Annotated in this window: 24 protein-coding genes and 1 pseudogene; 13 read left to right on the top strand and 12 right to left on the bottom strand. The window is 71.7% G+C overall.

The window, feature by feature from the left end:
• Window positions 1-4: 4 nt before the first annotated feature.
• Window positions 5-1,918 carry a CheR family methyltransferase gene (locus L2C96_RS29010; RefSeq protein ID WP_020422741.1) on the top strand — a complete coding sequence of 638 codons (1,914 nt, stop codon included), beginning with the start codon at window positions 5-7 and terminating at the stop codon, window positions 1,916-1,918.
• Here the strand turns inward: L2C96_RS29010 and L2C96_RS29005 are convergent.
• A complete protein-coding gene (locus tag L2C96_RS29005; protein WP_020422742.1) occupies window positions 1,878-2,645 on the bottom strand; it encodes an ATP-binding protein in 768 nt (255 codons plus the stop codon). The genes L2C96_RS29010 and L2C96_RS29005 overlap by 41 nt on opposite strands.
• 68 nt (window positions 2,646-2,713) lie before the next feature.
• Window positions 2,714-3,325 carry a TetR/AcrR family transcriptional regulator gene (locus tag L2C96_RS29000; RefSeq protein ID WP_020422743.1) on the bottom strand — a complete coding sequence of 204 codons (612 nt, stop codon included), beginning with the start codon at window positions 3,323-3,325 and terminating at the stop codon, window positions 2,714-2,716.
• A 75-nt stretch (window positions 3,326-3,400) separates the two neighbouring features.
• On the opposite strand from L2C96_RS29000, the gene L2C96_RS28995 reads away from it, so the two are divergent.
• Both L2C96_RS28995 and L2C96_RS28990 read left to right on the top strand, forming a co-directional pair.
• Window positions 3,401-5,134, top strand: coding sequence for an ABC transporter ATP-binding protein (locus tag L2C96_RS28995; RefSeq protein WP_237338439.1), 1,734 nt, complete (start codon window positions 3,401-3,403; stop codon window positions 5,132-5,134).
• A 77-nt stretch (window positions 5,135-5,211) separates the two neighbouring features.
• Entirely contained in the window at window positions 5,212-7,053 is a 1,842-nt protein-coding gene (locus L2C96_RS28990) for an ABC transporter ATP-binding protein (RefSeq protein ID WP_237338453.1), read from the top strand.
• Here L2C96_RS28990 and L2C96_RS28985 read toward each other — a convergent pair.
• Entirely contained in the window at window positions 7,002-8,207 is a 1,206-nt protein-coding gene (locus tag L2C96_RS28985) for an MFS transporter (RefSeq protein WP_020422746.1), read from the bottom strand. The genes L2C96_RS28990 and L2C96_RS28985 overlap by 52 nt on opposite strands.
• Window positions 8,208-8,285: 78 nt before the next feature.
• Between L2C96_RS28985 and L2C96_RS28980 the strand changes: the two genes are divergently transcribed.
• Window positions 8,286-8,618, top strand: coding sequence for an ArsR/SmtB family transcription factor (locus L2C96_RS28980; protein WP_020422747.1), 333 nt, complete (start codon window positions 8,286-8,288; stop codon window positions 8,616-8,618).
• On the opposite strand, the gene L2C96_RS28975 is transcribed toward L2C96_RS28980, so the two are convergent.
• Window positions 8,602-9,042 (bottom strand): GNAT family N-acetyltransferase, encoded by a 441-nt coding sequence (locus L2C96_RS28975; protein ID WP_304413092.1) that lies wholly within the window; start codon window positions 9,040-9,042, stop codon window positions 8,602-8,604. The genes L2C96_RS28980 and L2C96_RS28975 overlap by 17 nt on opposite strands.
• A 49-nt stretch (window positions 9,043-9,091) precedes the next feature.
• Between L2C96_RS28975 and L2C96_RS28970 the strand changes: the two genes are divergently transcribed.
• On the top strand, window positions 9,092-10,582 hold the full coding sequence (locus L2C96_RS28970) for an acyl-CoA synthetase (protein ID WP_237338438.1): 1,491 nt from the start codon (window positions 9,092-9,094) through the stop codon (window positions 10,580-10,582).
• Here the strand turns inward: L2C96_RS28970 and L2C96_RS28965 are convergent.
• From L2C96_RS28965 to L2C96_RS28945, 5 genes and pseudogenes are all read right to left on the bottom strand, one after another.
• Window positions 10,551-10,961 (bottom strand): DUF5994 family protein, encoded by a 411-nt coding sequence (locus L2C96_RS28965; protein WP_020422750.1) that lies wholly within the window; start codon window positions 10,959-10,961, stop codon window positions 10,551-10,553. The two genes, L2C96_RS28970 and L2C96_RS28965, sit on opposite strands and share 32 nt — an antisense overlap.
• A gap of 127 nt (window positions 10,962-11,088) precedes the next feature.
• Window positions 11,089-11,595 (bottom strand): annotated as a pseudogene (locus tag L2C96_RS28960) (fatty acid desaturase family protein); the annotation flags it as partial.
• Window positions 11,596-11,791: 196 nt separating this feature from the next.
• The gene (locus L2C96_RS28955; RefSeq protein WP_020422753.1) at window positions 11,792-11,956 is read right to left on the bottom strand and encodes a hypothetical protein; all 165 of its coding nucleotides are present in this window, start codon (window positions 11,954-11,956) and stop codon (window positions 11,792-11,794) included.
• 239 nt (window positions 11,957-12,195) lie between these two features.
• Complete coding sequence (locus L2C96_RS28950; RefSeq protein WP_020422754.1) at window positions 12,196-13,236, bottom strand: MBL fold metallo-hydrolase; 1,041 nt, start codon at window positions 13,234-13,236, stop codon at window positions 12,196-12,198.
• 85 nt (window positions 13,237-13,321) lie between these two features.
• Window positions 13,322-13,867 carry an LURP-one-related/scramblase family protein gene (locus tag L2C96_RS28945; protein ID WP_020422755.1) on the bottom strand — a complete coding sequence of 182 codons (546 nt, stop codon included), beginning with the start codon at window positions 13,865-13,867 and terminating at the stop codon, window positions 13,322-13,324.
• Window positions 13,868-14,048: 181 nt separating this feature from the next.
• On the opposite strand from L2C96_RS28945, the gene L2C96_RS28940 reads away from it, so the two are divergent.
• From L2C96_RS28940 to L2C96_RS28925, 4 genes are all read left to right on the top strand, one after another.
• Complete coding sequence (locus tag L2C96_RS28940; protein ID WP_020422756.1) at window positions 14,049-15,071, top strand: uroporphyrinogen decarboxylase/cobalamine-independent methonine synthase family protein; 1,023 nt, start codon at window positions 14,049-14,051, stop codon at window positions 15,069-15,071.
• A gap of 10 nt (window positions 15,072-15,081) precedes the next feature.
• Window positions 15,082-15,786: a hypothetical protein gene (locus tag L2C96_RS28935; RefSeq protein ID WP_027936576.1), complete on the top strand. Its 705-nt coding sequence runs from the start codon at window positions 15,082-15,084 to the stop codon at window positions 15,784-15,786.
• Between the two features lie 11 nt (window positions 15,787-15,797).
• Window positions 15,798-17,918: an NAD-dependent DNA ligase LigA gene (gene ligA / locus L2C96_RS28930; protein WP_020422758.1), complete on the top strand. Its 2,121-nt coding sequence runs from the start codon at window positions 15,798-15,800 to the stop codon at window positions 17,916-17,918.
• A 461-nt stretch (window positions 17,919-18,379) separates the two neighbouring features.
• Complete coding sequence (locus L2C96_RS28925) at window positions 18,380-18,871, top strand: GNAT family N-acetyltransferase (protein WP_237338437.1); 492 nt, start codon at window positions 18,380-18,382, stop codon at window positions 18,869-18,871.
• 368 nt (window positions 18,872-19,239) lie between these two features.
• On the opposite strand, the gene L2C96_RS28920 is transcribed toward L2C96_RS28925, so the two are convergent.
• Together L2C96_RS28920 and L2C96_RS28915 are read right to left on the bottom strand one after the other, a co-directional pair.
• The gene (locus L2C96_RS28920) at window positions 19,240-20,184 is read right to left on the bottom strand and encodes an NAD(P)-dependent oxidoreductase (protein ID WP_237338436.1); all 945 of its coding nucleotides are present in this window, start codon (window positions 20,182-20,184) and stop codon (window positions 19,240-19,242) included.
• A gap of 32 nt (window positions 20,185-20,216) precedes the next feature.
• Complete coding sequence (locus L2C96_RS28915) at window positions 20,217-20,627, bottom strand: MarR family winged helix-turn-helix transcriptional regulator (protein WP_237338435.1); 411 nt, start codon at window positions 20,625-20,627, stop codon at window positions 20,217-20,219.
• A gap of 118 nt (window positions 20,628-20,745) precedes the next feature.
• Here L2C96_RS28915 and L2C96_RS28910 point away from each other — a divergent pair, with 118 nt between their 5' ends.
• A complete protein-coding gene (locus L2C96_RS28910; protein ID WP_237338434.1) occupies window positions 20,746-22,761 on the top strand; it encodes an MMPL family transporter in 2,016 nt (671 codons plus the stop codon).
• Here the strand turns inward: L2C96_RS28910 and L2C96_RS28905 are convergent, their stop codons facing one another.
• Window positions 22,762-23,415 carry an ACT domain-containing protein gene (locus L2C96_RS28905; protein ID WP_027936445.1) on the bottom strand — a complete coding sequence of 218 codons (654 nt, stop codon included), beginning with the start codon at window positions 23,413-23,415 and terminating at the stop codon, window positions 22,762-22,764. It abuts the gene before it with no gap.
• Between the two features lie 215 nt (window positions 23,416-23,630).
• Here L2C96_RS28905 and gatC point away from each other — a divergent pair, with 215 nt between their 5' ends.
• Genes gatC through gatB form a run of 3 tightly spaced genes read left to right on the top strand, consistent with a single transcriptional unit; the run spans window position 23,631 to window position 26,934 of the window.
• Window positions 23,631-23,930, top strand: a complete 300-nt coding sequence (gene gatC, locus L2C96_RS28900) for an Asp-tRNA(Asn)/Glu-tRNA(Gln) amidotransferase subunit GatC (protein ID WP_017987443.1) — start codon at window positions 23,631-23,633, stop codon at window positions 23,928-23,930.
• Window positions 23,927-25,432, top strand: a complete 1,506-nt coding sequence (gatA, locus tag L2C96_RS28895; RefSeq protein ID WP_237338433.1) for an Asp-tRNA(Asn)/Glu-tRNA(Gln) amidotransferase subunit GatA — start codon at window positions 23,927-23,929, stop codon at window positions 25,430-25,432. The genes gatC and gatA overlap by 4 nt, the downstream gene beginning before the upstream one ends.
• Window positions 25,429-26,934 carry an Asp-tRNA(Asn)/Glu-tRNA(Gln) amidotransferase subunit GatB gene (gene gatB / locus L2C96_RS28890; protein ID WP_020421942.1) on the top strand — a complete coding sequence of 502 codons (1,506 nt, stop codon included), beginning with the start codon at window positions 25,429-25,431 and terminating at the stop codon, window positions 26,932-26,934. Before gatA ends, gatB begins: the two co-directional genes overlap by 4 nt.
• The last annotated feature ends 1 nt before the right edge of the window (window position 26,935 follow it).

The raw sequence follows: 26,935 nt of genomic DNA, 5'->3' as shown, positions 1-26,935 counted from the left end.
CACCGTGAACGAGCAGATCGAGCCCGCGACGGACGAGGGTTTCGAGGCCATCCTCGAATACCTGAAGGAAACGCGCGGTTTCGACTTCACCGGGTACAAGCGCAGCAGCCTCATGCGCCGGGTCGCACGGCGGCTGAGCATCGTCGGCTGCGAGGACTACGCCAGCTACCTCGACCACCTGCAGGCCAACAGCGACGAGTTCGGCGCGTTGTTCAACACGATCCTGATCAACGTCACGAACTTCTTCCGCGACCCCGACGCCTGGGACTACCTGCAGTCGGACATCGTGCCGATGATCCTCGCCGAGCGCTCGCCCGACGACCAGATCCGGGTGTGGAGCGCGGGCTGCGCCTCCGGCGAGGAGGCCTACAGCCTGGCCATCGTGCTGGCCGAGGCGCTGGGGCTGGAGCAGTTCCGGCAGCGGGTCAAGATCTACGCCACCGACGTCGACGAGGAGGCACTGGCCCAGGCCCGGCAGGCCGCCTACACCGCCAAGGATCTGGAAGACCTCCCCTCGGAGTACCTGCACCGCTACTTCGAGCGCAGCGCGGGCCGGTACGTCTTCCACAAGGACCTGCGCCGGTCGGTGATCTTCGGCCGCAACGACCTGGTCCAGGACGCGCCCATCTCCCGCATCGACCTGCTCGTCTGCCGCAACACCCTGATGTACTTCACGGCCGACACGCAGACGAACATCCTGCGGAAGCTGCACTTCGCGCTCGTGCCGCGCGGGGTGTTGTTCATGGGCAAGGCGGAAATGCTGCTGTCGCACAGCCGCATCTTCGAGCCGGTGAACCTGCGGTACCGGATCTTCCGGAAGGTACCGACGGGGATCGGCGGCTCCTCGCCGTTCAGCCACCCTCTGATGCCGGAACGCCGGAACTCGCTGGACCAGATCGACGAACTGCGCGCGCTCACGTTCGACTCGAACCCGGTCGCGCAGATCGTGGTGACGGCCGATGACGTCGTCGCACTGGCCAATCGGCAGGCGCAGCAGGTGTTCGGCCTGACCGACCGCGACATCGGCCGCCCGCTGCGGGACCTGGAGATCTCCTACCGGCCGGTCGAGCTCCGCGCCTACATCGAGCAGGTTCGCGCCGAGCGGCGGGCCGTGCGGGTCAAGGACGTCGAGTGGCAGCGCGGGCCCGGTGAGATGCTGGCGCTGGAACTGCACATCAACCCGCTGATCTCGCTGTCCGACGACGTCGTCGGAGTGTCCGTGGTGTTCCACGACGTGACGACGAATCACCGCCTGCTCGCCGAGCTGGCGAGTGCGAACCGGCAGCGCGAGAGCGCCTACGAGGAGCTGCAGTCCACGACCGAGGAGCTGGAGACCACGAACGAGGAACTCCAGTCCACGGTGGAGGAGCTGGAGACGACGAACGAGGAACTCCAATCGACGAACGAGGAACTGGAGACCACGAACGAAGAACTCCAGTCCACCAACGACGAGCTGCAGTCGATCAACAACACGTTGCGGGACCGCACCAGCGAACTGGACGACGTGAACGAGTTCCTGGAGTCGGTCCTGACCTCGCTGCAGGCCGGTGTCGTGGTCGTCGACCAGGAGATGCGCGTGGTCGCCTGGAACGCGGGCGCGGAGGACCTGTGGGGGCTTCGCTCGGAAGAGGCCGAGGGCGAGCACCTGCTGAACCTCGACATCGGGCTGCCGGTCGCCGAGCTTCGCCCGGTGGTGCGGCCCGCCCTCGCCGACGCGTCCTTCACCGAGCGGATCGTGCTGAAGGCGATCAACCGGCGTGGGCGCCCGGTGACGGTGCGGATCGCTTGTGGCGCGTTGCGCAACCGCCGCGGCGAATCGGCGGGCGCGATCCTGGTGATGGAAACCCTCGACGGAATCTCGGACTCGCTGCCGGACGTCAAACAGGGAACGGCGCGAGGCGACGGGGACCGACGCTGAGCACGGCCCAGACGATCTTCCCGCCGTCCTGGGCGGGGGAGCAGCCCCATGCCCGGGACAGGGCGGAGATGACCTGCAGGCCGTAGCCCTGCAGGCGTCCGCTCGGCCGTTGCCGCAGGACGGCCGGGTGCGGGTCCTCGTCGCGGACGGCGACGGTCAGGTAACCCGCGTGCAGCTCGAGCCGGACCTCGAGCGCCGTGCCCGCGTGCGTGATCGCGTTCTCGACCAGTTCGGTGGTGACGCCGAGCGCGTCCTCCAGCCGGTGCTTGACGTTCCACTCGCGACAGGTCTCCTGGACGAACGCCCGGGCGCCGTGCGAGCTGCTGGGAAGCGGGAGGAAGACGGCCCTCCGCCGTCGCCGGGGCGGCGGTTCGGCCACTGCGTCGACCGCCGCGTCGAGCGAAGAGTGGACCGGGACGAAGCGGCGAATGGCGCTGCCGGCGATCATCCGGTGCCGCTGCGGATCGTGCACGACGAGCAGCACCGGCACGGCCGGCCATGCGTCGGTGCGCATCCGCACCGAAGAGAAGACGGTCAGTGCGGGCTCGCTGACCACGTCCAGTTCGTCGACCTGGACGATCAACGCCCGCGGCTGGTCCAGCGTCAGCTTGATCAGGTTGTCCCGTAGCTCACCGTAGGTATGTGCGTTGAGCCGGCCGGTGAGATCGACGACCGCGCATCCGGCAACCGTCCGTTGCCGGATGAGGACCCGTCCAGCGGTGCTCATTCTGCCGACACCGCCTCCACGCTTCTCGTCGGTTGTGTCAGCGGGGTGGTACCCCGCCGGAGGGCCGGTCATTCCTCCTCATCGAACTCCTTGTGCGCCAATCCACGCAACAGGGGGAGGAAGATTTCGTCGACAATCTCGGTAATCGTTTTCTCGTCGATTTCCCCGTGCTGGAAGATGGCTTCGGCGCGGACGAGGTCGAGGGGGACGCGTGCGACGCGCGGGGTGATCTCGACGGGCGGGAGTTCGCCGCGCGCCACGGCCCTGCGCACGATGGTTTCGAAGGTGGGGCGGTGTTTCGCGGCCGCTATCTGCTTCAGCAGCAAAGCGAAAACGTCGGGGTCGCGAACCGTTTCGCTCATCAGTCCGACCAGCACATCGCGCGGCGTGTCCTGAAATCGGTGCAACAATCGATGCAGGAATGCCAGCAAATCCGAGCGGAGGTCGCCGAGGTCGGGCGGGTTGTCGGCGTCCGGGATGTGACGGCGCCACGCGGCGAGGACCAATTCGGGACGTCCGGGCCAGCGCCGGTAGACCACCGGTTTGCTGGTGCCCGCGCGGGCCGCGACGCCTTCCATCGTCAGCTTGGCGTACCCGACCTCGACGAGTTCGGCCCACGCGGCGTCCAGGATCGCGGCCTCCAGTTCGGCCCCGTGGCGCCTCGACTTGGGCTCCGGCACCCGCCCTCCTAAAAACGTTGCGTTTCTTACGGGCGTAGCCTACACAGTGGATACCGACCGTTCCTAGGGGGAATCGTGCTCAACCGGATATTGCGGACATTCCTGCGTCCGTACTGGCGAGCGCTCGCCGCGGTGGTGGTGCTGCAGCTCGCGGGCACCATCGCGTCGTTGTACCTGCCGAGCCTCAACGCGGACATCATCGACCACGGTGTCGCCACCGGCGACACCGGTTACATCCTCTCCGCGGGCGGGTGGATGCTGGCCGTGACGCTGCTGCAGATCGCCTGTTCCGTCGCGGCGGTGTACTTCGGTGCGCGCAGTGCGGCCGGTTTCGGGCGCGACGTGCGCGCCGCCGTTTTCCACCGCGTCGGCGGGTTTTCCGCGCGCGAGGTGGCGCAGTTCGGCGCGCCGTCGCTGATCACCCGCACCACCAACGACGTGCAGCAGGTGCAGCTGATCGTGGTGCTGGGCTGCACGATCCTGATCGTGGCGCCGATCATGTGCGTCGGCGGCATCGTGCTCGCGCTGCGGCAGGACGTCGGGCTGTCCTGGCTGCTGCTGGTCGCGGTGCCGGTGCTGCTGGCCGCCATCGGGCTCGTGGTGTGGCGCATGGTGCCGCAGTTCCGGCTCATGCAGACCCGCATCGACCGCGTCAACCGCGTGCTGCGGGAACAGCTTTCCGGCATCCGCGTGGTGCGGGCGTTCGTGCGCGAGCGGGACGAAGTGCGCCGGTTCGCCGTCGCCAACAACGAGCTGACCGTCACCGCGCTGCGGGTCGGCCGCCTGCAGGCGGTCATCTTCCCGACGGTGCTGCTGGTGATGAACGCCAGCAGCGTCGCCGTGCTGTGGTTCGGCGCGCACCGCGTGGCGAGCGGCGAGATGCAGATCGGGGCGCTCACGGCGTTCCTGAACTACCTGATCCAGATCCTCATGTCGGTCACCATGGCCACTTTCATCGCGACGCTGGTCCCGCGCGCGTCCGTGTGCGCCGAGCGGATCGCCGAGGTGCTGGACACCGAGTCGTCGGTGCGGCCGCCGCTGCGCCCGGTGCGGGAGGTCGCCGAGCGCGGTGCCGTCGAGTTCCAGGGGGTCGAATTCCGCTACCCGGGCGCGGACGCCCCGGTGCTGCGGGACATCGCGTTCCGCGCCGAGGCCGGGAAGACCACCGCGATCATCGGCAGCACCGGCGCCGGCAAGACGACGCTGCTGTCGCTGGTGCCGCGGCTGTTCGACGCGACCGCCGGGCGCGTCCTGGTCGACGGCGTGGACGTGCGGGAACTCGACCCGGACGTGCTGTGGAGCCGGATCGGACTGGTGCCGCAGCGGCCGTACCTGTTCACCGGCACCGTGGCGAGCAACCTGCGCTACGGGAAACCGGACGCCACCGACGAAGAACTGTGGGAGGCGCTGGAGATCGCGCAGGCGCGGGAGTTCGTGTCGGAGATGCCCGGCGGACTGGACGCCCCGATCGCGCAGGGCGGCACGAACGTCTCCGGCGGGCAGCGGCAGCGGCTCGCGATCGCGCGGGCGCTGGTGCGCAAACCCGAGGTGTACCTGTTCGACGACTCGTTCTCGGCGCTCGACCTCGCCACCGACGCCCGGCTGCGCGCCGCGCTCGCCCCGCACACCGCGGAGGCGGCGGTGATCGTGGTGGCGCAACGGGTTTCCACGATCGTCGGCGCCGACCAGATCGTGGTGCTGGAGAACGGGGAGATCGTCGGGCTGGGCACGCACGCGGAGCTGCTGCGCGACTGCCCCACCTACCTCGAAATCGTGGAGTCCCAGCTCACCGCGGAGGAAGCGGCGTGACCAGACCAGGTTTTCCCGGCGCTCCCGCCGGGCCGGTGCAGAAGCCGAAGAGCTTCGGTGAGGGCGCCCGGCGCCTGATGGGCAGGCTGCGCCCGGAGCGGCTCACGCTCGCGTTCGTGGTCGCGTGCGGCGTCGCGAGCGTCGCGTTCACCGTGGTGGGGCCGAAGATCCTCGGTCACGCCACCGACATCATCTTCGGCGGGTTCGTCTCCAGCCGCCTGCCCGCCGGCACCACCGCCGAGCAGGCGATCGCGGCGGCGCGGGCGGAGGGCAACACCAACCTCGCCGACATGCTCGCCAGGATGGACGTGGTGCCGGGCGCCGGCATCGACTTCGCCGCACTCGGCCGCGTGCTGTCCTGGGTGCTGGTGCTGTACGTGGCCGCGTCGGTGTTCGGCTGGCTGCAGGGCCACCTGCTCAACGGCGCCGTGCAGCGCGTGGTGTACCGGCTGCGCGAGGACGTCGAGGCGAAGCTGCACCGGTTGCCGTTGCGCTACTTCGACGGGCAGCCGCGCGGGGAGCTGCTGTCCCGCGTCACCAACGACATCGACAACATCGCGCTGACGCTGCAGCAGACCCTGAGCCAGCTGCTCACGTCGCTGCTGTCGCTGATCGGCGTGCTGGTGATGATGTTCGTGGTGTCGCCGCTGCTCGCGGTGATCGCGTTGCTGGTGGTGCCCGCGTCGATCGTGCTGACCAGGGTGATCGGGAAGCGTTCGCAGAAGCTGTTCGTGGCGCAGTGGAAGCACACCGGCGCCCTCAACGCGCACATCGAGGAGGCGTTCAGCGGGCACGAGCTGGTCACGGTGTTCGGCCGCCGCCGCGAGGTGGAGCAGGAGTTCGGGCGCCGCAACGCCGACCTCTACCGGGCGGGCATGGGCGCGCAGTTCATCTCCGGGATCATCATGCCCGCGATGATGTTCCTGTCGAACCTCAGCTACGTCGTGCTGGCGGTCGTCGGCGGGCTGCGGGTCGCGACGGGGACGATGACGCTCGGCGACGTGCAGGCGTTCCTGCAGTACTCGCGCCAATTCACGCAGCCGCTGACCCAGGCCGCGTCGCTGGCGAACCTGCTGCAGTCCGGCGTCGCCTCCGCCGAGCGGGTCTTCGAGCTGCTCGACGCGGCGGAGCAGGAGCCGGACACCGCGTCCCCGGCGGTGCCGGAGCGGCGCCGGGGACGGGTGGAGTTCGAGCACGTGGACTTCTCCTACGACCCGGAACGGCCGCTCATCGAGGACCTGTCGCTGGTCGCCGAGCCGGGCCAGACGGTGGCGATCGTCGGGCCGACCGGGGCCGGCAAGACCACGCTGGTGAACCTGATCATGCGGTTCTACGAGCTGGACGCCGGGCGGATCACGCTCGACGGCGTGGACATCACCGCGATGACCCGCGACGACCTGCGCGGCCAGACCGGCATGGTGCTGCAGGACACCTGGCTGTTCAACGGCACCATCCGGGACAACATCGCCTACGGCAACCCGTCGGCGACACCGGAGCAGGTGGAGGCGGCCGCGCGGGCCACGTTCGTCGACCGGTTCGTGCGCAGCCTGCCCGACGGCTACGACACGGTGATCGACGACGAGGGCACCAACCTCAGCGCGGGGGAGAAGCAGCTGGTGACGATCGCGCGGGCGTTCCTCGCCGACCCGTCGCTGCTGATCCTCGACGAGGCCACCAGTTCGGTCGACACCCGCACCGAGGCGCTGCTGCAGCAGGCGATGGCGGCGCTGCGCACGGACCGCACGTCGTTCGTGATCGCGCACCGCCTGTCCACGATCCGCGACGCCGACCTCATCCTGGTGATGGAGTCGGGGCGGATCGTGGAGCAGGGCACGCACGAGGAGCTGCTCGCCGCGGGCGGCGCCTACTACCGGCTGTACTCGGCGCAGTTCCGCAGCCCGGTGGAGGCGGCGACCTGACGGGCGGGGCGGCCTCGTCCCGCGACGAGGCCGCCCGCCACCGCGGCGGCGGTCACGACGGCGCCGAACGCGGTCGCGCTGGTGGCGAGACCGGTGGCGTCGCTGAGGAACCCGGCGGCGAGCGGCAGGACCGCGGCGGGCACGTAGCCGCCGACGTTCTGCGCCGCGGTCGCCTCGGCGAGCCGGTTCGCCGGGACGCTCGCGTTGATCAGGGTGAGGCCGCCGAACTGGCCCATGCCCTGACCGGCCCCGGCGAGCACCGCGGCGACCGCGAGCAGGGCAGGCGACGACGTCTGCAGTGAGACGACCAGCGCGACCATGCCTGCCGTGGTGGAGGCGGCGCCGGCGAGCAGGATCGCCCGCACCGGCAGGTCGCGCACCGCGAACTGGACGCCCGTCGCGCCGAGGAACATGACGAACGCGAGTGCGCCGGCGACGATCCGGTTGGTGGTGCCCAGCAGCTCGGTGAGGACGGACGGGCCCAGCGAGAGCACGAACGACGTGGCCGTGATGCCCGGCGCGAACACGGCGATGCCGCGCAGGACCGCGCTCCGCCCGCCGGGGTGGACCTGCGGGATCCGGATCCAGGTGCGGATCGTGCTCACCGGGCGGGGCAGCGGCAGCCGGGCGACGACGACCGCGGCGGAGACGAGCAGGACGATCTCGGCGAGGAAGATCGTCACGGTCGGCCCCGGCAGGGTTTCCGACGCGACACCGGCCAGCAGTGGCCCGAGACCCGCGCCGAGGACCATCGCGGTCGACGACGCCAGCGCCGCGGTCTTGCCCTGTCCCGGGGCGACGTCGTGCACCACGGCCATGCCCGCGGAGACGGCGGCGCCCACCGCGAGCCCGGTGAGGAACCGCGCGACCGCCAGCACGAGCACCGAACCGGCCGTCGCGAAGAGGACGCACGCCACGATGCCCAGCGCGAGCGCGGGCAGCAGGACCGGTTTGCGCCCGATCCGGTCCGAGACCACACCCGCGACCAGGAGCGCGGCGAGCAGGCCCGCGATGTAGCAGGCGAAGACGACCGTCAGGACGCCTGCGGAGAAGCCGAGTTCGCGCTGCCACAGCACGTAGAGCGGGGTCGGCGCGTTGGACAGGACGAACACGGCGAGGACCGGCCAGGCGGCGAGCCAGGCGGTGCGTTTCACGATCTCCTCCTAGTTCGATTTTTGTCGTACTAGTTGGAAGATAGTCGAACTAGTCGCTAGTACGATATTATTCGAACTGTGACGGAGGAGATGTTGCCGCAGCCGGCGCGGGAGGACCTGCGCCTGGAGGTGGTGCTGTCCGCGCTCAGCGACCCGCTGCGGCTCGGGATGGTGCGGAAGCTGCTGCTGGAGTCGCCGGGCGTGCCGCGCTCGTGCGGCTGGTTCGGGATCGACCGCCCGAAGTCGACGCTGACCCACCACTTCAAGCTGCTCCGCGAGGCCGGGGTGACGACCCAGCGGCAGTACGGGCTGGAGCGCCGCAGCGAGGTGCGCGTCGCCGACCTCGACGCGCGGTTCCCGGGCCTGCTCGACCTGGTGCGGAACTGGGAACCGCCTACAGCATCAGCTTGAACCCGAGGTGGGTGGCCTCGAAGCCGAGCCGCTCGTAGAAGCGGTGCGCGCGGGTGCGGGAGGCGTCGGAGGTGAACTGCACCAGCGCGCAGCCCCGCCGCCGGGACTCCTCGACCGCCCACTCCATCAGCCTGGCCCCGAGCCCGCCGCCGCGCTGGTCGGACCGCACCCGCACGCCCTCGACCAGCGCCCGCGTCGCGCCGCGGCGGGACAGGCCCGGGATGAACGTCAGCTGCAGCGTGCCCACCACGTCGCCGTCCCGCTCCGCGACCGCCAGCAGCTGGCCGGGATCGGCGTCGATCGCCTCGAACGCCCGCAGGTAGGCCGGGTCGCCGGGCGCCTCCCGCCGCGCGCCGAGGTCGTCGTCGGCCAGCATCGCCACGATCTCCTCGACATCGGAGCGCCGGGCACGTCTAATGTGGATCTCACTCACGACAGTCGAGTATGGCACCGGCGCCGAAGGAGGAGTCCCCTTGACCACGCTCCGCTCCAGCACCGTCGCGGACATCCTCCGGCGCAGCGCGGCGCGCTGGCCCGCTCGCGTCGCGCTGAAGTTCGCCGACCGCACCTGGACCTATGCCGAGCTCGACGCCGCCATCACCCGCGCCGCCGCGCACCTGCTCGGCCTCGGGCTGGCCAAGGGCGACCGGGTCGCCGCGTACGGCAAGAACTCCGACGCCTACCTGATCGGCTTCCTCGCGTGCGCCCGCGCCGGGCTCGTGCACGTGCCCGTCAACTACAACCTCACCGGCGGCGAGCTGGCCTACCTGGTCGAGCAGTCCGGCAGCCGCGTCGCGCTCGCCGACCCCGCCCTGGCGGGCAACCTGCCGCCGCTGGAGCAGGTGGTGCCGCTGCGCGACGCCGAGGGCGCGCTGGTCGCGCTGTCCGGCGAGGCGCCCGCGCTGGACGTCGACGTGGCCGACGGCGACCTCGTGCAGCTGCTGTACACCTCCGGCACGACGTCCCGACCCAAGGGTGCGATGATGACCCACCGCGCGCTGGTGCACGAGTACCTCTCGTGCATCACCGGCCTCGACCTCACCGCGGACGACGACCCGCTGCACGTCATGCCGCTCTACCACTCGGCGCAGATGCACGTGTTCCTCGTCCCGTGGCTGGCCGTCGGCGCGACGAACACGCTCCTGGAAACGCCGGATCCGACGGACATCCTGCGCCGCCTGGCCGAGGACCGGCACGGCGCGTTCTTCGCCGCGCCGACGCTGTGGGTCGCGCTGGCCAACCACCCCGACTTCGGCTCCCGAAACCTGAGCGCGCTGCGCAAGGCGTACTACGGCGCGTCGATCATGCCGGGGCCGGTGCTCGACCGCCTCCGGGAAGCCATGCCGGAGCTGGGTTTCTACAACTGCTTCGGGCAGTCCGAGATCGGCCCGCTGGCGACGATCCTGCGCCCCGAGGATCACGCCGAGCGCCCCGACTCGGCCGGCCGCCCGGTGCTGTTCGTCGAGCTGCGCGTGGTCGACGCCGAGGGCAACGACGTGGCGCCGGGCGAGTCCGGGGAATGCGTCTACCGGAGCCCGCAGCTGTGCGAGGGGTACTGGGACAAGCCCGAGGAGACGGCGGAAGCCTTCCACGGCGGCTGGTTCCACTCCGGCGACCTGGTGCGGATCGACGAGGAGGGCTACATCTACGTCGTCGACCGCATCAAGGACGTGATCAACACCGGCGGTGTGCTGGTGGCGTCCCGCGAGGTCGAGGACGCGCTCTACACGCACCCGGCGGTGGCCGAAGCCGCGGTGATCGGCGTCCCCGACGAGAAGTGGATCGAAGCGATCACCGCGGTTGTGGTGTCCAAAGAGGACGTCACGCCGGAGGATCTGATCGCCCACGTCCGGGAACGGCTGTCCGCGTTCAAGGTGCCGAAGGCCATCCGGTTCGTCCCGGACCTCCCGCGCAACGCCTCGGGCAAGATCCTCAAGCGCGAGCTGCGGGAGCAGTTCTCCTGAGCTCGTCGCCGATCAGGCTGTCCACGCTGTCGTCGCCGCCGGGAAGGGACGCGTCGCGCATCGCCTTCGCGGCGGCGGCGTCGGTGGTCTCCGGCGGCACGACCAGCAGCGTCAGGCGGCGCATGCCCGTGCCGACGAGGGTGACGGTGCCGGGGCGCTGCGACCGGAACCCGTCCAGCCGCACCGTGCGCCCGCCGGTGGCGAGCTTGGTGCCTGCGGGGTTCCAGCCGTCCAAGTGGTAGGTCGACCGCTCGACGGCGCCGAGCCGGGCCGTCAGGGCGGCGAGCAGCGCGGGCAATTCGGCGGACAGGTCGCGGGACCTGGGCCACCACGCGCCGTCGACCTGCCCGGTGGCAGGCGCCTCCGGCTTGAGCGTCATGCGCAGACCCGGCCCGGATTGCTGGGGGGTGGTGGTGGATGTGGGTGAACCCGACGTCATGTCGGCGCTCCCGTCCCCGGCCGGAAAACGGCCGGTGTGGTGCCGGGAAGTCCCGGCACCACCGACACTACCCGGTCCCGGCCCGCAGCGGCGCGCCCGTTTCGTGCAGGTGCCGCAACACTTCGCGGTAGGACCGCACCAGACCGGTCTCGCTGTAGGAGATCCCGTGCGCGGCGCAGAACCGCCGCACGATGGGCTGCGCGTGCCGCAGGTGCGGCCGGGGCATGCTGGGGAACAGGTGGTGCTCGATCTGGTAGTTCAGCCCGCCGAGCAGGAAGTCGGTGAACCAGCCGCCGCGGACGTTGCGCGACGTCAGCACCTGCTTGCGCAGGAAGTCCGGCGACTCGCCGGTCATCGTCGGCATGCCCTTGTGGTTCGGGGCGAACGAGCATCCCATGTAGACACCCCACAGCGCCTGGTGCACCACGACGAACAACACGGCGATGCCGGGCGACAGGACGAGGAACACAGCGGCGAGGTACCCCACGGTGTGGGCGACCAGCAGCGCGCCTTCGAGGCGCCGGGCCCTGGTCTCGCCGCGCCACACCGAGCGGATGCCGGAGGCGTGCAGGTTCCTCGTGCATGCCGATCAGGCCGCCGCGCAGCGTCCCCAGCGTGTCGTCGGGGCGGCGCGTCCGGAAGATCTCAGCAACTGCCACCAGTTGTCGCCGAGGAGGCGAAGGCGGTCCGGGCGCCCGCGGCGCGGATCTCGCGCGACAGGGCGGCGTAGTCGCTGCCGGTTCCGGACGAAGTGGGCGCCGTGGCGCCGGTCAGCGGCGGCGGGCCGGGGTGGACGACGGCGCCGCGAAGCGGACGTGCCGCGCGGGGGTCACGTCGACCTCGCCCGCGGTCCGGGTGGGTTCCTCGGCCAGGGGGTGGCTGAACAGGACGGGCGCGGCCGCGTCCGGGGTACGGGTCTGACGGGTGGTCTGCATCAAGGTGAGCTCCTGAAAAGGGGTGGCCGGCGCCGTCTGGCGCGGCAGCCAGGTGGTGAGGACGTCCGGCCCGGGAAACAGCCCGTGACCGGCGGAGTCGATGGCAGCGGGGGGCGAGCGTCAGCATCGCGGCAGGTTCACCGTTCCGGTGCTCCTCGCAACCGGCGTCGACGGCGACCGAACCCGCCCGCTGCCACCCACCCTACGCGAAGTCGCGCCCGGGCGCCCCTGCGACCCGCTCAGGCCACCGAGTAGCGGCGCACCCCGTCCTCGACGAGCAGGGCCAGCTTGCCCTGGTGGACCAGCAGGTCGAGGTGCGCGGCGGTCTCCAGGACGGCCAGCATCCGGTTGAACACGTCCAGCTCGTCCAGCTTGCGCTGCCGCCGCGTCCAGCCCAGCCGCAGCGCCGACTCGTACGCGGTCGCGGCACCGTCCACAATGGTCGTCGCGATGACGTCGAGCCGCTGGGCGTGGTGGTCCAGCAGTTCGTCGACCCTGGCGTGCACGCTGTCGGACACCGGGCCGTGCGCGGGCAGCATCCGCCGGTCCGGCATGCCCCGCACCAGGCGCAGCGAGTCCAGGAAGTCGCGCAACGGCATCTCCGCCACCGCGGGCTGGAAACCGATCGACGGCGTGATGTGCGGTAGCACGTGGTCGCCGGTGAACATCAGCCCCGCCGCGCCGTCGTCGAACACGACGTGCCCGGCCGTGTGCCCCGGCGTGTGCACGACGTCGAGCTGCCTGCCGGGAAGCACGACGCGGCGGCCCGGCGTGAGCCACTCGTCGGGCTGCTCCCAGATCGACGCCTCCGTGTTGCGGCCGTGGATCTCGAACACCCGCACCAGTTCGTCGGCCACCGGATCCGCGCCGCACATGCGCAGCGACCGGATCTGCCCGATGAGCGGCACCACGTCCGGGTCCGCCGTCATGCGCAACGACGGCTCCTCCAGCGAGCCCAGCGCGATCCGCCCGCCGAACTCCCGCCGCAGCGCGACCGCCTGCGTGTAGTGGTCGCGGTGCACGTGGGTGACCAGGAACTGGCTCACGTCACCGAGTTCGGCGCCCAGCCCCTTGAGCGCGGCGGCGAGTTGCTCGCGCGCCTCGTCCAGCGCCCAGCCGGAATCGATGAGCACCAGCTCGGAACCCTCGGTGAGGGCGTAGACGTTGACGGCCCGCAGCCCGTCGTTGGGCAGCGGCAACGGGATCCGGTGCACGCCCGGTGCCACGGTGTACAGGCCGGGCTCGCTCCACTCGGCGCTGCCTTCCGGAGTTGCTTCCACGAGACCTCATCGTCCTTTCCGACCGGGAAATTTCACTTTGGAACTTCCCGGGTGGAAAGTCCACCTGCCGTGGTTGAGACCCACGTCACCCCGGGCGCAGCGCGGTGTCCAGGGTCAGCGCCGCGGCGATCACCAGGCTCGCCAGCGGATCCGTGAGCTGCGCGAACACCTCCACGACGTAGTCGCGGCCGTCCCCCTCCGCCGAGCGCGCCACTTCCCGGCCGGCGGCGTCGGTGATGCTGAACTCACGCGGCCGCCGGTGCTCCAGCACCCCGGCCGGGCGGCCGTGGGCCGACAGCGTGAACCGGTCCGGCCCGTCGGGCGCGATCCCGCCGATCGGCGTGCCGTCCGCGCGCGTCACCAGAAAGCGCGAGTCGTGTGCCCGCACTTTCAGCACGACACTTCCGCCGGAGTCGCGGACGGCGAAACAGTTCGGGCGGAAGCGGGCGGATCCGGTGAGCGCCCACAACGTTTTCCGGAACGCGCCGTGATCGGTTTCCGCGACGGTTCCCAGCGGTCGCCCGTGCTGGTCCCGCACGCCGGGCCCTGCCGCCCCGGCACGGTGGCTGACCACCAGGAAGGGCTCGGTGAACAGGGTGCCACCGCCCGCGTGCCGCGAACCGCTCGTCATGCCCGTCAAGGTTAGCCAGCGGAAATCAAGAACGGGAGACGACCGGGGAATTGCGGAGAAATGTCCGGTTGACCGGATTTTCCGACATCGACACCTTTCCGCTATTCCTCCCGGCGCCATTTTCCGGGCCGCCCGCGGGGCCGGGGGCGCGACCGGCCGGGCGGCCTTGGAGAATCGGGGTGTGAGCGAACACGTCTGGCCACCCGGTGCGGCCACCGCGGTGGGATCGATGCCCGGCGCCGACCCGGCGGAGGCGGCCGCCGTCGTCTTCGGCGAGCTGCCCGACTTCCCGCACCTGCCGGAGCTGCCTGCCCGCGGCGTCGGGGCGGACCTGATCGGCCGGACCGCCGCGATGCTGGTGGACCTCGCGATCGAGGTCGTGCCCAGCGGTTACCGGGTCGCGGCGCGCCCGGGGCACGACCACCGGCGCGCGGTGGACCTGCTGCGCTGGGACCTCGACGCGGTCACCGAGGCGGGTGCCGCGCCCGTGATCAAGACGCAGCTGGCCGGGCCGTGGGCGCTGGCCGCCGGCATCGAGCTGCCGCGCGGGCACCGCGTGCTCACCGACCGCGGCGCGGTGCGCGAGTTCACCGAATCGGCGCTGGAGGGGCTCGCCGCGCACGTCGGCGAGCTCAAGGCGCGCACCGGCGCGGAGGTCGTGGTCCAGTTCGACGAGCCGACCCTGCCCGCCGTGCTCGCCGGTTCGCTGCCGACCCCGTCGGGCTACGGCACCGTCCCTGCGGTCCCTGAACCGGAGGCGCGGGAACTGCTGAGCCGCGTGATCGAGCGGGCCGGCGAGCTGACCGGGCAGCCGGTCGTCGTGCACTGCTGCGCCGCGCGGCCGCCGGTCGGCCTCCTGCACGCCGCGGGCGCGGGTGCGCTGGCGATCGACGCGACGCTGCTCGGCGGAGCGCCCTCGACCCTGCTCGACGAGCTGGGGGAGGCCTGGGACAGCGGGACCGTGCTGTTCCTCGGCCTGGTGCCTGCGCTGGAACCGGCCCGGCGACCCGCGTTGCGGGAGCTGGCGCAGCCCGCGCTGGCGCTGGCCGACCGGCTCGGGTTCAACCGCTCGACGCTGGCCGAGCGCGCGGTGCCGACGCCGACGTGCGGCTTCGCCGGGGCGACCGCGGACTGGGTGCGCCGCGCCCTGAAGCTGACCACGGATCTGGGCAAAGCGTTCGTGGAGCCGCCGGAAGGCTGGTAGGACCTACCCGATGCGATGGTTTCGACGACGGCGTCCAGAGGACGAGCTGCCCGACCCGCGCACGGCGTGGCCGGAGCAGGCGGTGCCGGACGACCCGGTGGCCGCCGCGGAGCGCTTCTGGCGCCGCTGGCCGGAGATGCTGCCGGAGATCAGCGCGGCGCTGGGCGACCGCGAGCCGCAGCGCGTCGAGGGCGAGCTGGCCGCTGCCGTCGCCGAGCTGCACCCGGACCTGCACGTGTCACTCGAACGAGGGCAGCGGGCCATCTACGCGCTCGTGGTGAGCGGCCAGGAGGACCCGGCGCTGCGGCCGTTCACCGACGCGTGGAAGGCCGCCGCGCCGCCCGAGGACGCGATCTGGGAGTACCACGACTCGGTGCCGCCGGTGCCCGATCCGACGGGCGTGACGGTGAACCTCGGGACGCGGTCGGTCGCGCTGGCCGACGTCCGGGTCGCCGCGCAGGTGGACGAGGCCGAGGGGGTGGTCGACGTCGCGGTCCACCACCCGCTGCTGGGTGAACTCGACCCGGCCGCGCGGTCGGCGATGACGTTCCTGCCGCTGGACGCAACGCTCGGCGAACGCCTCGCGGCGGAACGGTTACGCAGGGTGGAGACGGCCGAGGCCGAGCCCGCCGGCGCCATCACGCTCCTCGAACTGCGTGACCTGGTCCGTGGTCTGGACGAGGAACGCCCGGAAACTGTCGGTGGTGCTGACTAAGCTGACGGACTGTGAGTGAGACTCCAGCCGCACAGGACGTCACCGAGGTCCCCGCCGAGGTCCGCGATCGCCACGGCGCGCTCGCGGAAGAGGTGCGCGGGCACCAGTTCCGGTACTACGTGCTGGACTCGCCGGTCATCAGCGACGGCGAGTTCGACGCGCTGCTCAAGGAGCTGGAGCGGCTGGAGTCGGAGTACCCGGGCCTGGCGACGCCGGATTCGCCGACCCAGAACGTCGGCGGCACGTTCTCCACCGACTTCGTCGCGGTCGACCACCTCGAACGCATGATGAGCCTGGACAACGTCTTCGACGAGGAGGAGTTGCGGGCGTGGGTCGACCGGGTGGAGCGCGAGGTCGGCGGGTCCACCCAGTACCTGTGCGAGCTCAAGATCGACGGGCTGGCCATCAACCTGCTGTACGAGAGGGGGCGGCTGGTCCGCGGGCTCACCCGCGGCGACGGGCGGACGGGTGAGGACGTCACGCTCAACGTCCGCACGCTCGAGCAGGTGCCGGAGACGCTGACCGGAACCGACGAGTACCCGGTGCCCGACCTGGTCGAGGTGCGCGGCGAGGTGTTCTTCCGGGTCGAGGACTTCGCGGAGCTCAACGCCCGGCTGGTCGAGGCTGGCAAGCCGCCGTTCGCGAACCCGCGCAACACCGCGGCCGGGTCGTTGCGGCAGAAGGACCCGAAGGTCACCCGCAGCCGCAAGCTGCGGCTGATCTGCCACGGGCTCGGCAAGCGCGAGGGGTTCGAGCCTGCCCGGCAGTCGGAGGCCTACGAGGCACTGGCGGCGTGGGGGCTGCCGGTGTCCAGCCACACGAAGGTCGTCGAGAAGGCGTCCGAGCTGCTGGACCACATCCGGTACTGGGGCGAGCACCGGCACGACGCCGAGCACGAGATCGACGGCATCGTGGTGAAGGTCGACCAGGTGTCGCTGCAGCGGCGGCTGGGCAGCACGTCCCGCGCGCCGCGCTGGGCCATCGCCTACAAGTACCCGCCGGAGGAGGCGACCACCCGGCTGCTCGACATCCAGGTCAACGTCGGCCGCACCGGGCGGGTCACGCCGTTCGCGGTGATGGAGCCGGTGAAGGTGGCCGGGTCGACGGTGGCGATGGCGACGCTGCACAACGCGCAGGAGGTCAAGCGCAAGGGCGTGCTGATCGGCGACCGCGTGGTGATCCGCAAGGCGGGCGACGTGATCCCCGAGGTGCTCGGCCCGGTGGTCGACGTGCGCACCGGCGACGAGCGCGAGTTCATCATGCCCACGTTCTGCCCGGAGTGCGGCACCAAGCTGGCGCACCAGAAGGAGGGCGACGTCGACATCCGCTGCCCCAACGCGCGGTCGTGTCCCGCGCAGCTGCGGGAGCGGTTGTTCCACCTGGCCGGGCGTGGCGCGTTCGACATCGAAATGCTCGGCTACGAGGCGGCGACGGCGCTGCTGGAGTCCGGGGTGGTCGTCGACGAGGGCGACATCTTCGACCTGGACGAGGAGAAGCTGGGGCGGGTCGAGCTGTTCCGCACCAAGGCGGGGGAGCTGTCCGCGAACGGGCGGAAGCTGCTGGCCAACCTGGACAGCGCGAAGGACCGTCCACTGTGGCGGGTGCTGGTGGCGTTGTCGATCCGGCACGTCGGCCCGACCGCGGCGCAGGCGCTGGCCCGGGAGTTCGGCTCGCTGGAAGCGATCGAGAACGCCGACGAGGCCGCGATGGCCGATGTGGATGGTGTCGGCCCGACGATCGCCGGGGCGCTGCGGGAGTGGTTCGCCGTCGACTGGCACCGCGAGGTGGTGGAGAAGTGGCGCCGCGCCGGGGTCCGGATGGCGGAGGAACGCGACGAGTCGGTGCCGCGCACGCTGGAAGGCCTGTCGATCGTGGTGACCGGTTCGCTGAACACGTTCTCGCGCGACGAGGCCAAGGAGGCGATCATGTCGCGCGGCGGCAAGGCCGCGGGCTCGGTGTCGAAGAAGACGGCGTTTGTCGTGGTCGGCGACGCGCCGGGCTCCAAGTACGACAAGGCGGTGCAGCTGAAGGTCCCGATCCTCGACGAGGGCGGTTTCCAGGTGCTGCTGGACCGCGGCCCCGAGGCCGCCGCCGAGGTGGCACTGCCGACGGAGGAGCCGGCTGGTGAGTGAGGTGTCGGCTCGCGCGCCGCGGCCGGAGGGGTGGGTCCGCTGTGGTGGCGGGGCTGACGGAGGAGCCGACCGGTGAGTGAGGTGTCCGTTCGCGCGCGGCGGCGGGAGGGTGCCGCTGTGGTGGCGGGGCCGACCGGCGCGTGCGTGGTGTGGCGGGCGAGCGGAGTGTCCGGCCGAGCGGTGCGGCCAGGGCGCGCCCCCGGGGCGGCGCCGACCAGGGCGACCGCGGTGCGGCTGATGGGTGAGGTGCCGGCTCGCGCGCCGTGGCCGGAGGGCTCCGCTGCGGTGGCGGGGCTGACCGGGGCGTGCGTGGTGCGGCTGGCGAGCGGAGTGTCCGGCCGAGCGGTGCGGCCAGGGCGCGCTCCTGGGATGGCCCGGGTGAGCGCGCCCGTGGTGTGGCCGGTGGAACCCGTTGCGGGGCCGGCCGTTGTGCCCGTGGTGATCTCAGCCGGAGGTGGCCGATGAGCGAGGTGTCCGTCCGACCGGCCCGCCCCGAGGAGTACGCGGCCATCGGCGAGTTGACCGCCTCCGCCTACCTCGCGGACGGCCTGATCACCGCCGACGACGACTACGTCCGCGAACTGGCCGACGCCGCCCACCGCGCCGAACACGCCGAACTCCTGGTCGCCACGGACGACGACGGCCTGCTCGGCTCGGTCACGATCGTCCACCCGGGAACGCACTACGCCGAAATCGCCCGCGACGGTGAGCTGGAGTTCCGCATGCTGGCGACCGCACCCGCCGCCCGGGGCCGCGGCGTCGGCGAGGCCCTCACGCGAGCAGTGATCGACCGGGCGCGTGCCCTCGGCGCCCGCGCCGTGGTGATGTCCAGCCTGGACACCATGAAGACAGCGCACCGCCTCTACACCCGGCTCGGTTTCATCCGCCTGCCGGAACGGGATTGGGAACCATTGCCGGGCCTGCGGTTGCGGGCTTTCTGGCTGCTCCTGTGAGGGGGCACTGACGCCGGGGGCGTTCGCACCAGGGTTGTGGTGCTGGCGGGGGTGGGGCGCTGCCTGGCTCTGCGGCGGGTGGGTTTCGGCCGCGGTCGGGGTTGGGAGCCGTTGCCGGGCCTGTGGTTGCGGGCTTTCTGGCTGCTCCTGTGAGGGGGCACTGACGCCGGGGGCGTTCGCACCAGGGTTGTGGTGCTGGCGGGGGTGAGGCGCTGCCTGGCTCTGCGGCGGGTGGGTTTCAGTCGCGGTCGGGGTTGGGGACCGTTGCCGGGCCTGTGGTTGCGCGCCTTCCGGCTGCAGCTGTGACGCGCCGGCTCGCGTTCACCGGCGGGTGAACTCAGCCAAGCCCCATGGCCTCTACCCGCGGCTCAGCCGGCGGGCTCGGGAGCCGTCGCCGGGGCCGGGGCCTCACCAGCAGCAATCGCGGCGTGCCGCTCCTCGATCGCGGCCGTCCGCTGCTCGATCGCGTGCACCACCGCCGCCATGTCCTCCGCGCCGTGGCCGAGCCGCAGCGTCTCCCCGTACAGCTCGTGGCACACGTCCAGCAGCGGCGACGCCAACCCCGCCCCGCGAGCCGCCTCCGCGACCAGCTGGTTGTTCTTCAGCACGTCCGCGATCGCCGCCTGCACCCCGAAATCCCGGGCCACCAGCTTCGCCACCTTCACCCGGGACACGTCACTGGCCATCGGGCCCGCGTTCAGCACCTCCACGAACCGCGCCAAGTCCAGGCCCTGCCGCTCCGCGAAGTGCGTCGCCTCGGCCAGGCCCGTCACCATCGTGATCAGGTACAGGTTCACCGCGAGCTTCATCAGCAACGCGCCCGGCACCGGCCCGCACTCCACCACCTGACGGCACACCGGCGCCAGCAACGGCCCCACCTCGGCCACCGCCCCCGGCCCGCCCGCCAGCATTGCCACCAGCTGCCCCGCCTCGGCCGGCTTCCGCGACCCCGACACCGGCGCCTCGACGTACCGGCCACCAGCCGCGGCGACATCGGCCGCCAGCCCGCGCGAGTACTCCGGCGACGTCGTCCCCATGTGCACGACGATCCGCCCGCCGACGTTCGCCGCGAACCCGCTCCCGCCGCGGCCCAGCACGGCATCCACCGCCGCGCCGTCGGCGAGCATCAGGAACACCACGTCCGCCCGCCGGCACACCTCCGCCGCGCTCCCGGCGACCGCCGCCCCCGCCGCACGCAGCACCTCGGCCTTGGCGGCGGTCCGGTTCCACACCACGAGCGGCGTGCCCGCGCGGACGAGGTTCAGCGCCATCGGCGTGCCCATCGTGCCCAGCCCCAGGAAACCCAGCTCCATCCCAGCACACTAGCGCGCGACTATGACACTTGTCATGAGCCGGTCAGGTGCCCGATCAGTTCGATCAGCTGCCGCCGGAAGGCCGCGTCGTCGCCGAGGGCGCCGATCACCGACGAGTCCTCCCGCGCGATCTGCTCCGAGGTGGCCAGCACCTCTTCGCCCGCGGGGGTGAGTCGCGCCAGGGAGCGGCGGCCGTCGAGCGGATCGGGCACCCGCGTGACGTAGCCGGATCTGGACAGCCGGTCCAGGGTGCGGCTCATCGTCTGGTCCGTCACCTGGCACCGGCGGGCCAGCGCGCGCTGCGACAACGGCCCGCCGCGCAGCGTGTGCAACGCGATCAGCCCGGCGTGCGACAGCGCGAGCGTCTCCAGCCGCGCCGTCCACCGCTGCTCGACCAGTCGCGCCGCCGCGGACAGCAACCGCCCGGTGGGCCAGGAGGCCATCCCTTCCGCACCCTCGAGCGATGTCCGATTTGCCGGGCCTTCCTCTGCGGGCAACCGCACCTCCCGGTAATGTTCAGCCTGCTGAACAACTCTCCGATCCCTAGGACTGTATTAGCCCATGAGGACCGCACGCTGGCTCGTCCCCGCCCTGCTCGTCGTCGCCTGGCTGGCGCTCGGGGGCTTCGGCGGCCCCTACGCGGGCAAGCTGAGCGACGTCGCTACCAACGACAACTCCGCCTTCCTCCCGGCGTCCGCCGAATCCACCCGCGCGCTGAACGAGCAGCGCACCTTCAGCACCGACCAGACCCTCCCGGCGATCGTCGTCGCCGAGCGCACCAGCGGCGTCACGCCCCAGGACAACGCCTTCCTCAGCGAGGCGGCGGCCCGCATCCAGGCCGTCCCCGGCGTCACGCAGGTCGCGAGCCCGCAGCCGTCCCAGGACGGCCAGGCCCTCGAACTCACCGTCTCCGTCCTGGTCGGCGGCGAACCCGGCGAGGTCGTCGAGCAGATCCGCGCCGAACTCCGCCAGGCGCCGCCGGGGCTGACCGTCCTCGTCGCCGGACCGGCCGCGCAGATCGCCGACCTCGTCACCGCGTTCGGCGGTATCGACGGCCTGCTCCTGCTGGTCGCCGGGATCGTCGTGGCGCTCATCCTCGTCGTGGTCTACCGCAGCCCGCTGCTGCCCGTCGTCGTGCTGCTCTCCGCCGTCTCCGCGCTCGGGCTGGCCAGCCTGGTCGTCTACCTGCTCGCCGACCACGACGTCCTCACCCTCAACGGGCAGAGCCAGGGCATCCTGTTCATCCTCGTCTTCGGCGCGGCCACCGACTACGCGCTCCTCCTGGTCTCCCGGTTCCGCGAACAACTCCGCGACACCGAGAGCCGCTACGAAGCCGTCAAACTGGCCTGGCGCGCCACCTTGCCGCCGATCGCCGCCTCGGCCGGGACCGTCGTGCTCGGCGTGCTCTGCCTGCTGTTCTCCGACCTGCAGTCCAACCGCGGCCTCGGCCCGGTCGCCGCGATCGGCATCGCCGCCGCGTTCGGAGCCTCCGTCACGTTCCTGCCCGCCGCGCTCGCCCTGCTCGGCCGGGCCGCGTTCTGGCCGGTCCGGCCCAAGCTCGGCTCGCCGCACCCGGAATCGAGCGGCATCTGGGGCCGGATCGCCAAGGCCGTCGCGGCCAAACCGCGGGCGATCTGGATCGGCACCACCGTCCTGCTGCTGGCGGGCGCCGCGTTCGTCCCACAGCTCAAGGCGGGCGGCGTCGCGCAGTCCGACCTGTTCCTCACCCCGGTCGACTCGGTCGCCGGCCAGGAGGTGCTGGTCAAGCACTTCCCCGGCGGGTCCGGCTCGCCGACCACGATCATCGCCAACGCGGGCCAGGGCGCGGCGGTCGCGCAGGCCGCGCGGGTGGACGGGGTGGCGCAGGTCGCCGCGGTGCCCAACGTGGTCGACGGCCGCGTCCAGGTCGTCGCGATCCTCACCGACGCGGCCGACTCCGAAGCCGCGCTCGACACGGTCGGCCGCATCCGCGAGGCCGTGCACGCGGTGCCCGGCGCGGACGCCGTCGTCGGCGGCACCACCGCCACCCAGCTGGACACGCAGGAGACCTCCGAGCGGGACCGGGCGGTGATCATCCCGATCGTCCTCGTGGTGATCTTCGCGGTGCTCGCGCTGCTGCTGCGGGCCCTGCTCGCGCCGCTGCTGCTGATCGCGACCGTGGTGCTGTCCTTCGCGGCGACGATGGGCGTGTCCGCGCTGGTGTTCAACCACCTGCTGGACTTCCCCGGCGCGGACCCGGCGGTGCCGCTGTTCGGGTTCGTCTTCCTGGTGGCGCTCGGGATCGACTACAACATCTTCCTGATGACCCGGGTGCGTGAGGAGGCCCTCCGCACGAACACGCACGAGGGCACGTTGCGCGGGCTCACGCTCACCGGCGGCGTGATCACCTCGGCCGGGGTGGTGCTCGCCGCCACCTTCGCGGCGCTGGCGGTCATCCCGATCCTGTTCCTGGCCCAGATCGCGTTCATCGTCGCGTTCGGCGTCCTGCTCGACACCCTGATCGTGCGGTCGCTGCTGGTGCCCGCCCTGACGCTGGACGTCGGGCGGCGGATCTGGTGGCCGTCGAAGGTGCCGTGATCAGCCGTCGAGCACGACGGCGACGATCCCGGCCAGGTGCGCCAGGCGCGCGACCTCGGCGGCCCGGAACATCGGGCCGCCCGGGCGGCCGACGAGCAGCGCCTTGTCCGGCTTGCCGAGCGGCGTCGCGGCCAGCTCGGTGCCCAGCTCCTGCCAGGTTTCCGGCACCCAGGAGTCCTCGGAGTCCAGGATCGTGGCGCGCTCCAGCGGCAGCCACGGCAGATCGGTGATCGGCGCCTCGGGCGCCGCGCTGGAGGAGGCCAGCCGGTCCACGCCCGGCTCGCTGACCGACACCACGATCGCCCAGCCCGCCCGGATGATCCGCGGCACGCCCTCGACCAGCACCGCCAACCCGGACGCCGGCTGCGCGGCGATCTCCTCGACCAGCTCCAGCTCGCGGTGGGTGTCCAGCACGCCGGCGTACGGCCGCACCGCGTCGACCTCGACGCCCTCCACGCTCTCCGCCGCGGTGATCACGGCGTCCGGCAGCCTGCCGGAGGGCAGTTCCACGACCATGTCGTCGATCGCGACGCCGCCGCCGCGCTCGACCACGTCCACCGAGAGGATGTCCGCCCCGATCATGCCGAGAGCCGTCGCGACCGCTCCGAGGGTTCCTGGCGTGTCCGGGAGCTGCACCCGGATCAGGAAGGACAACGTGAACCCCTCTCGGGTCCGGCGCTCCCGCCTCGCCGGGGAGCGCAACCGGCCGCTGATTGTGACAGACGAAGGCCGTCACGGGGAGCCATCGTCTGCCTACCGAGACCGGATCGCGAGCCCGCCGTGCACAACCCGGTCGAGGTCGCAAGGCCCGCCGCCATAGACTTGTGACTCACCGAAACACCGATCCGCACACCCCGGGAGTCACCCGCGTGCCCAACATTTCCCGCGACGAGGTCGCGCACCTGGCCAAGCTCGCCAGGCTCGCGGTCACCGACGACGAGCTGAACGTTTTCGCAGGTCAGCTCGACCAGATCCTGGACGCGGTCGCCAAGGTCAGCGAGGTCGCCGCCGACGACGTGCCGCCGACCTCGCACGCCGTGCCGCTCACGAACGTCTTCCGCGAGGACGTGGTCCGGCCCGGGCTCACCCAGCAGCAGGCGCTGGCCGGTGCGCCGGCCGCCGAAGAGGGCCGCTTCCGGGTGCCGCGGATCCTGGGGGAGGAACAGTGACCGACCTAACACGGCTGTCGGCCGCCGAGCTGGCCGAGAAGATCCACGCGCGCGAGGTGTCGGCCGCGGAGGTCACGCAGGCGCACCTGGACCGCATCGGCGAGGTCGACGACCACGTCCACGCGTTCCTCAACGTCGACGCCGAGGGCGCGCTCGCGGCGGCCCGTGAGGTCGACGCCGCGCTGGCCGACGGCCAGGCCCCGGCCTCGCCGATCGCCGGTGTCCCGCTCGCCCTCAAGGACGTGCTGACCACCCAGGGTCTGCCCACCACCTGCGGCTCGAAGACCCTGGAGAACTGGATCCCGCCGTACGACTCGACGGTCACGCGCAAGCTGCGCGAGGCGGGCGTGCCGATCCTGGGCAAGACCAACATGGACGAGTTCGCGATGGGCTCCTCCACCGAGAACTCCGCGTTCGGCCCGACGCACAACCCGTGGGACCACGCCCGCATCCCGGGCGGCTCCGGCGGTGGCTCGGCCGCGTCGCTGGCCGCCTTCGAGGCGCCGCTGGCGATCGGCACCGACACCGGCGGCTCGATCCGCCAGCCGGGCGCGGTCACCGGCACGGTCGGCGTGAAGCCGACCTACGGCGGGGTGTCCCGCTACGGGCTGGTGGCGTTCTCGTCCTCGCTCGACCAGGCCGGGCCGTGCGCCCGCACCGTGCTGGACGCCGCGCTGCTGCACGAGGTCATCGGCGGGTGGGACCCGCTCGACTCGACCTCGATCAACGCGCCGGTGCCGCCGGTGGTCGCCGCCGCCCGCGAGGGCCTGCGCGGTGACCTCAAGGGCGTCAAGGTCGGCGTGGTCAAGGAGTTCAGCGGCGAGGGCTACCAGGCCGGCGTGCAGCGCTCGTTCGAGGGCGCGGTCGAGCAGCTCACGGCGCTCGGCGCCGAGGTCGTCGAGGTGTCCTGCCCGAACTTCGTCTACGCGCTGCCGGCGTACTACCTGATCGCGCCGAGCGAGGCGTCGTCGAACCTGGCCCGGTTCGACGCCATGCGTTACGGCCTGCGGGTCGCCGACGACGGTTCGCACAGCGCCGAAGAGGTCATGTCGGCCACCCGCGAGGCCGGTTTCGGCGCCGAGGTCAAGCGCCGCATCATGCTCGGCACGTACGCGCTGTCCTCCGGCTACTACGACGCCTACTACGGCTCGGCGCAGAAGGTGCGGACGCTGATCTCCCGCGACTTCGCGGCCGCGTTCGAGAAGGTGGACGTGCTGGTCTCGCCGACCACCCCGACCACCGCGTTCAAGATCGGCGAGCGGGTCGACGACCCGATGGCCATGTACCTCGCCGACCTGTGCACGATCCCGGCCAACCTGGCCGGCAACGCCGCCATGAGCGTGCCCAGTGGACTGTCCGATGAGGACGGGCTGCCGGTCGGCCTGCAGATCATGGCCCCGGCGCTGGCCGACGACCGGCTCTACCGGGTCGGCGCCGCCTACGAGGTCGCGCGCGGGTCGATCATCGACCGGGTTCCGGAGCTGAAGGGAGTCTCGGCGTGACCGCCGTTGCCGAAGTGATGGACTACGCCGAGGTCGTCGAGCGGTTCGACCCGGTGCTCGGGCTCGAGGTCCACGTCGAGCTGAACACCAAGACGAAGATGTTCTGCGGCTGCGCCAACGAGTTCGGCGGCGAGCCCAACACCAACGTGTGCCCGACCTGCCTCGGCCTGCCCGGCGCGCTGCCGGTGCTCAACGGCAAGGGCGTCGAGGGCGCGATCCGCATCGGCCTCGCGCTGAACTGCGAGATCGCCGAGTGGTGCCGGTTCGCCCGGAAGAACTACTTCTACCCGGACATGCCGAAGAACTTCCAGACCTCGCAGTACGACGAGCCGATCGCGTTCAACGGCTACCTGGACGTGACGCTGGACGACGGCGAGGTCGTGCGCGTGGAGATCGAGCGCGCGCACATGGAGGAGGACACCGGCAAGTCGCTGCACGTCGGTGGCGCCACCGGCCGCATTCACGGCGCGGAGCACTCGCTGCTGGACTACAACCGCGCCGGCGTGCCGCTCATCGAGATCGTCACCAAGCCGATCGTCGGCATGGGCGAGCGGGCCCCCGAGGTCGCCCGCGCGTACGTGACCGCGCTGCGGGACCTGCTGCTGGCGCTGGACGTCTCCGACGTGCGGATGGACCAGGGCTCGCTGCGCTGCGACGCGAACGTGTCGCTGATGCCGAAGGGCGCCACCGAGTTCGGCACCCGCACCGAGACCAAGAACGTCAACTCCTTCCGCAGCGTCGAGCGCGCCGTGCGGTACGAGATGACGCGGCAGGCCGCGGTGCTGGTCGCGGGCGGCACGGTCACCCAGGAGACCCGGCACTTCCAGGAGTCCGACGGCACCACCTCGCCGGGCCGCACCAAGGAGACCGCCGAGGACTACCGGTACTTCCCGGAGCCCGACCTGGTCCCGATCGCGCCGTCGCGCGAGTGGGTCGAACAGCTGCGCGGGACGCTGCCGGAGATGCCGGCCGCGCGCCGCAAGCGGATCCAGACCGAGTGGAACCTGTCCGCCGAGGAGCTGCGCGACCTGTTCAACTCGGGCGCGGTCGAGCTGGTCGAGGCGACCGTCGCCGAGGGCGCGAAGCCGAACGACGCCCGCAGCTGGTGGGTGAACTTCCTGGCGCAGGAGGCCAACGCCCGCGAGACCGAGATCGCCGCGCTGCCGATCACCCCGGCGCAGGTCGCCAGGGTGGCGGCGCTGGTCGACGCCGGCGAGCTGACCAACAAGCTCGCGCGCGAGGTCGTCAAGGGCGTGCTGGCCGGTGAGGGCGAGCCGGACGAGGTCGTGGAGAAGCGGGGCCTGAAGGTCGTCTCGGACGACTCGGCGCTGCTCGCCGCGGTCGACGAGGCGCTGGCCGCGCAGCCGGACATCGCGGACAAGATCCGTGGCGGCAAGGTGCAGGCGGCGGGCGCGATCGTCGGCGCGGTCATGAAGGCGACCAAGGGCCAGGCGGACGCCAAGCGCGTCCGCGAGCTGATCATCGAGCGGGTGGGCGCCTGAG

Origin of the sequence: Amycolatopsis tucumanensis (assembly GCF_021654135.1) — a bacterium.
Taxonomy (GTDB): domain Bacteria; phylum Actinomycetota; class Actinomycetes; order Mycobacteriales; family Pseudonocardiaceae; genus Amycolatopsis_E; species Amycolatopsis_E tucumanensis.
This window is presented reverse-complemented; position numbering and strand designations above follow the sequence as displayed.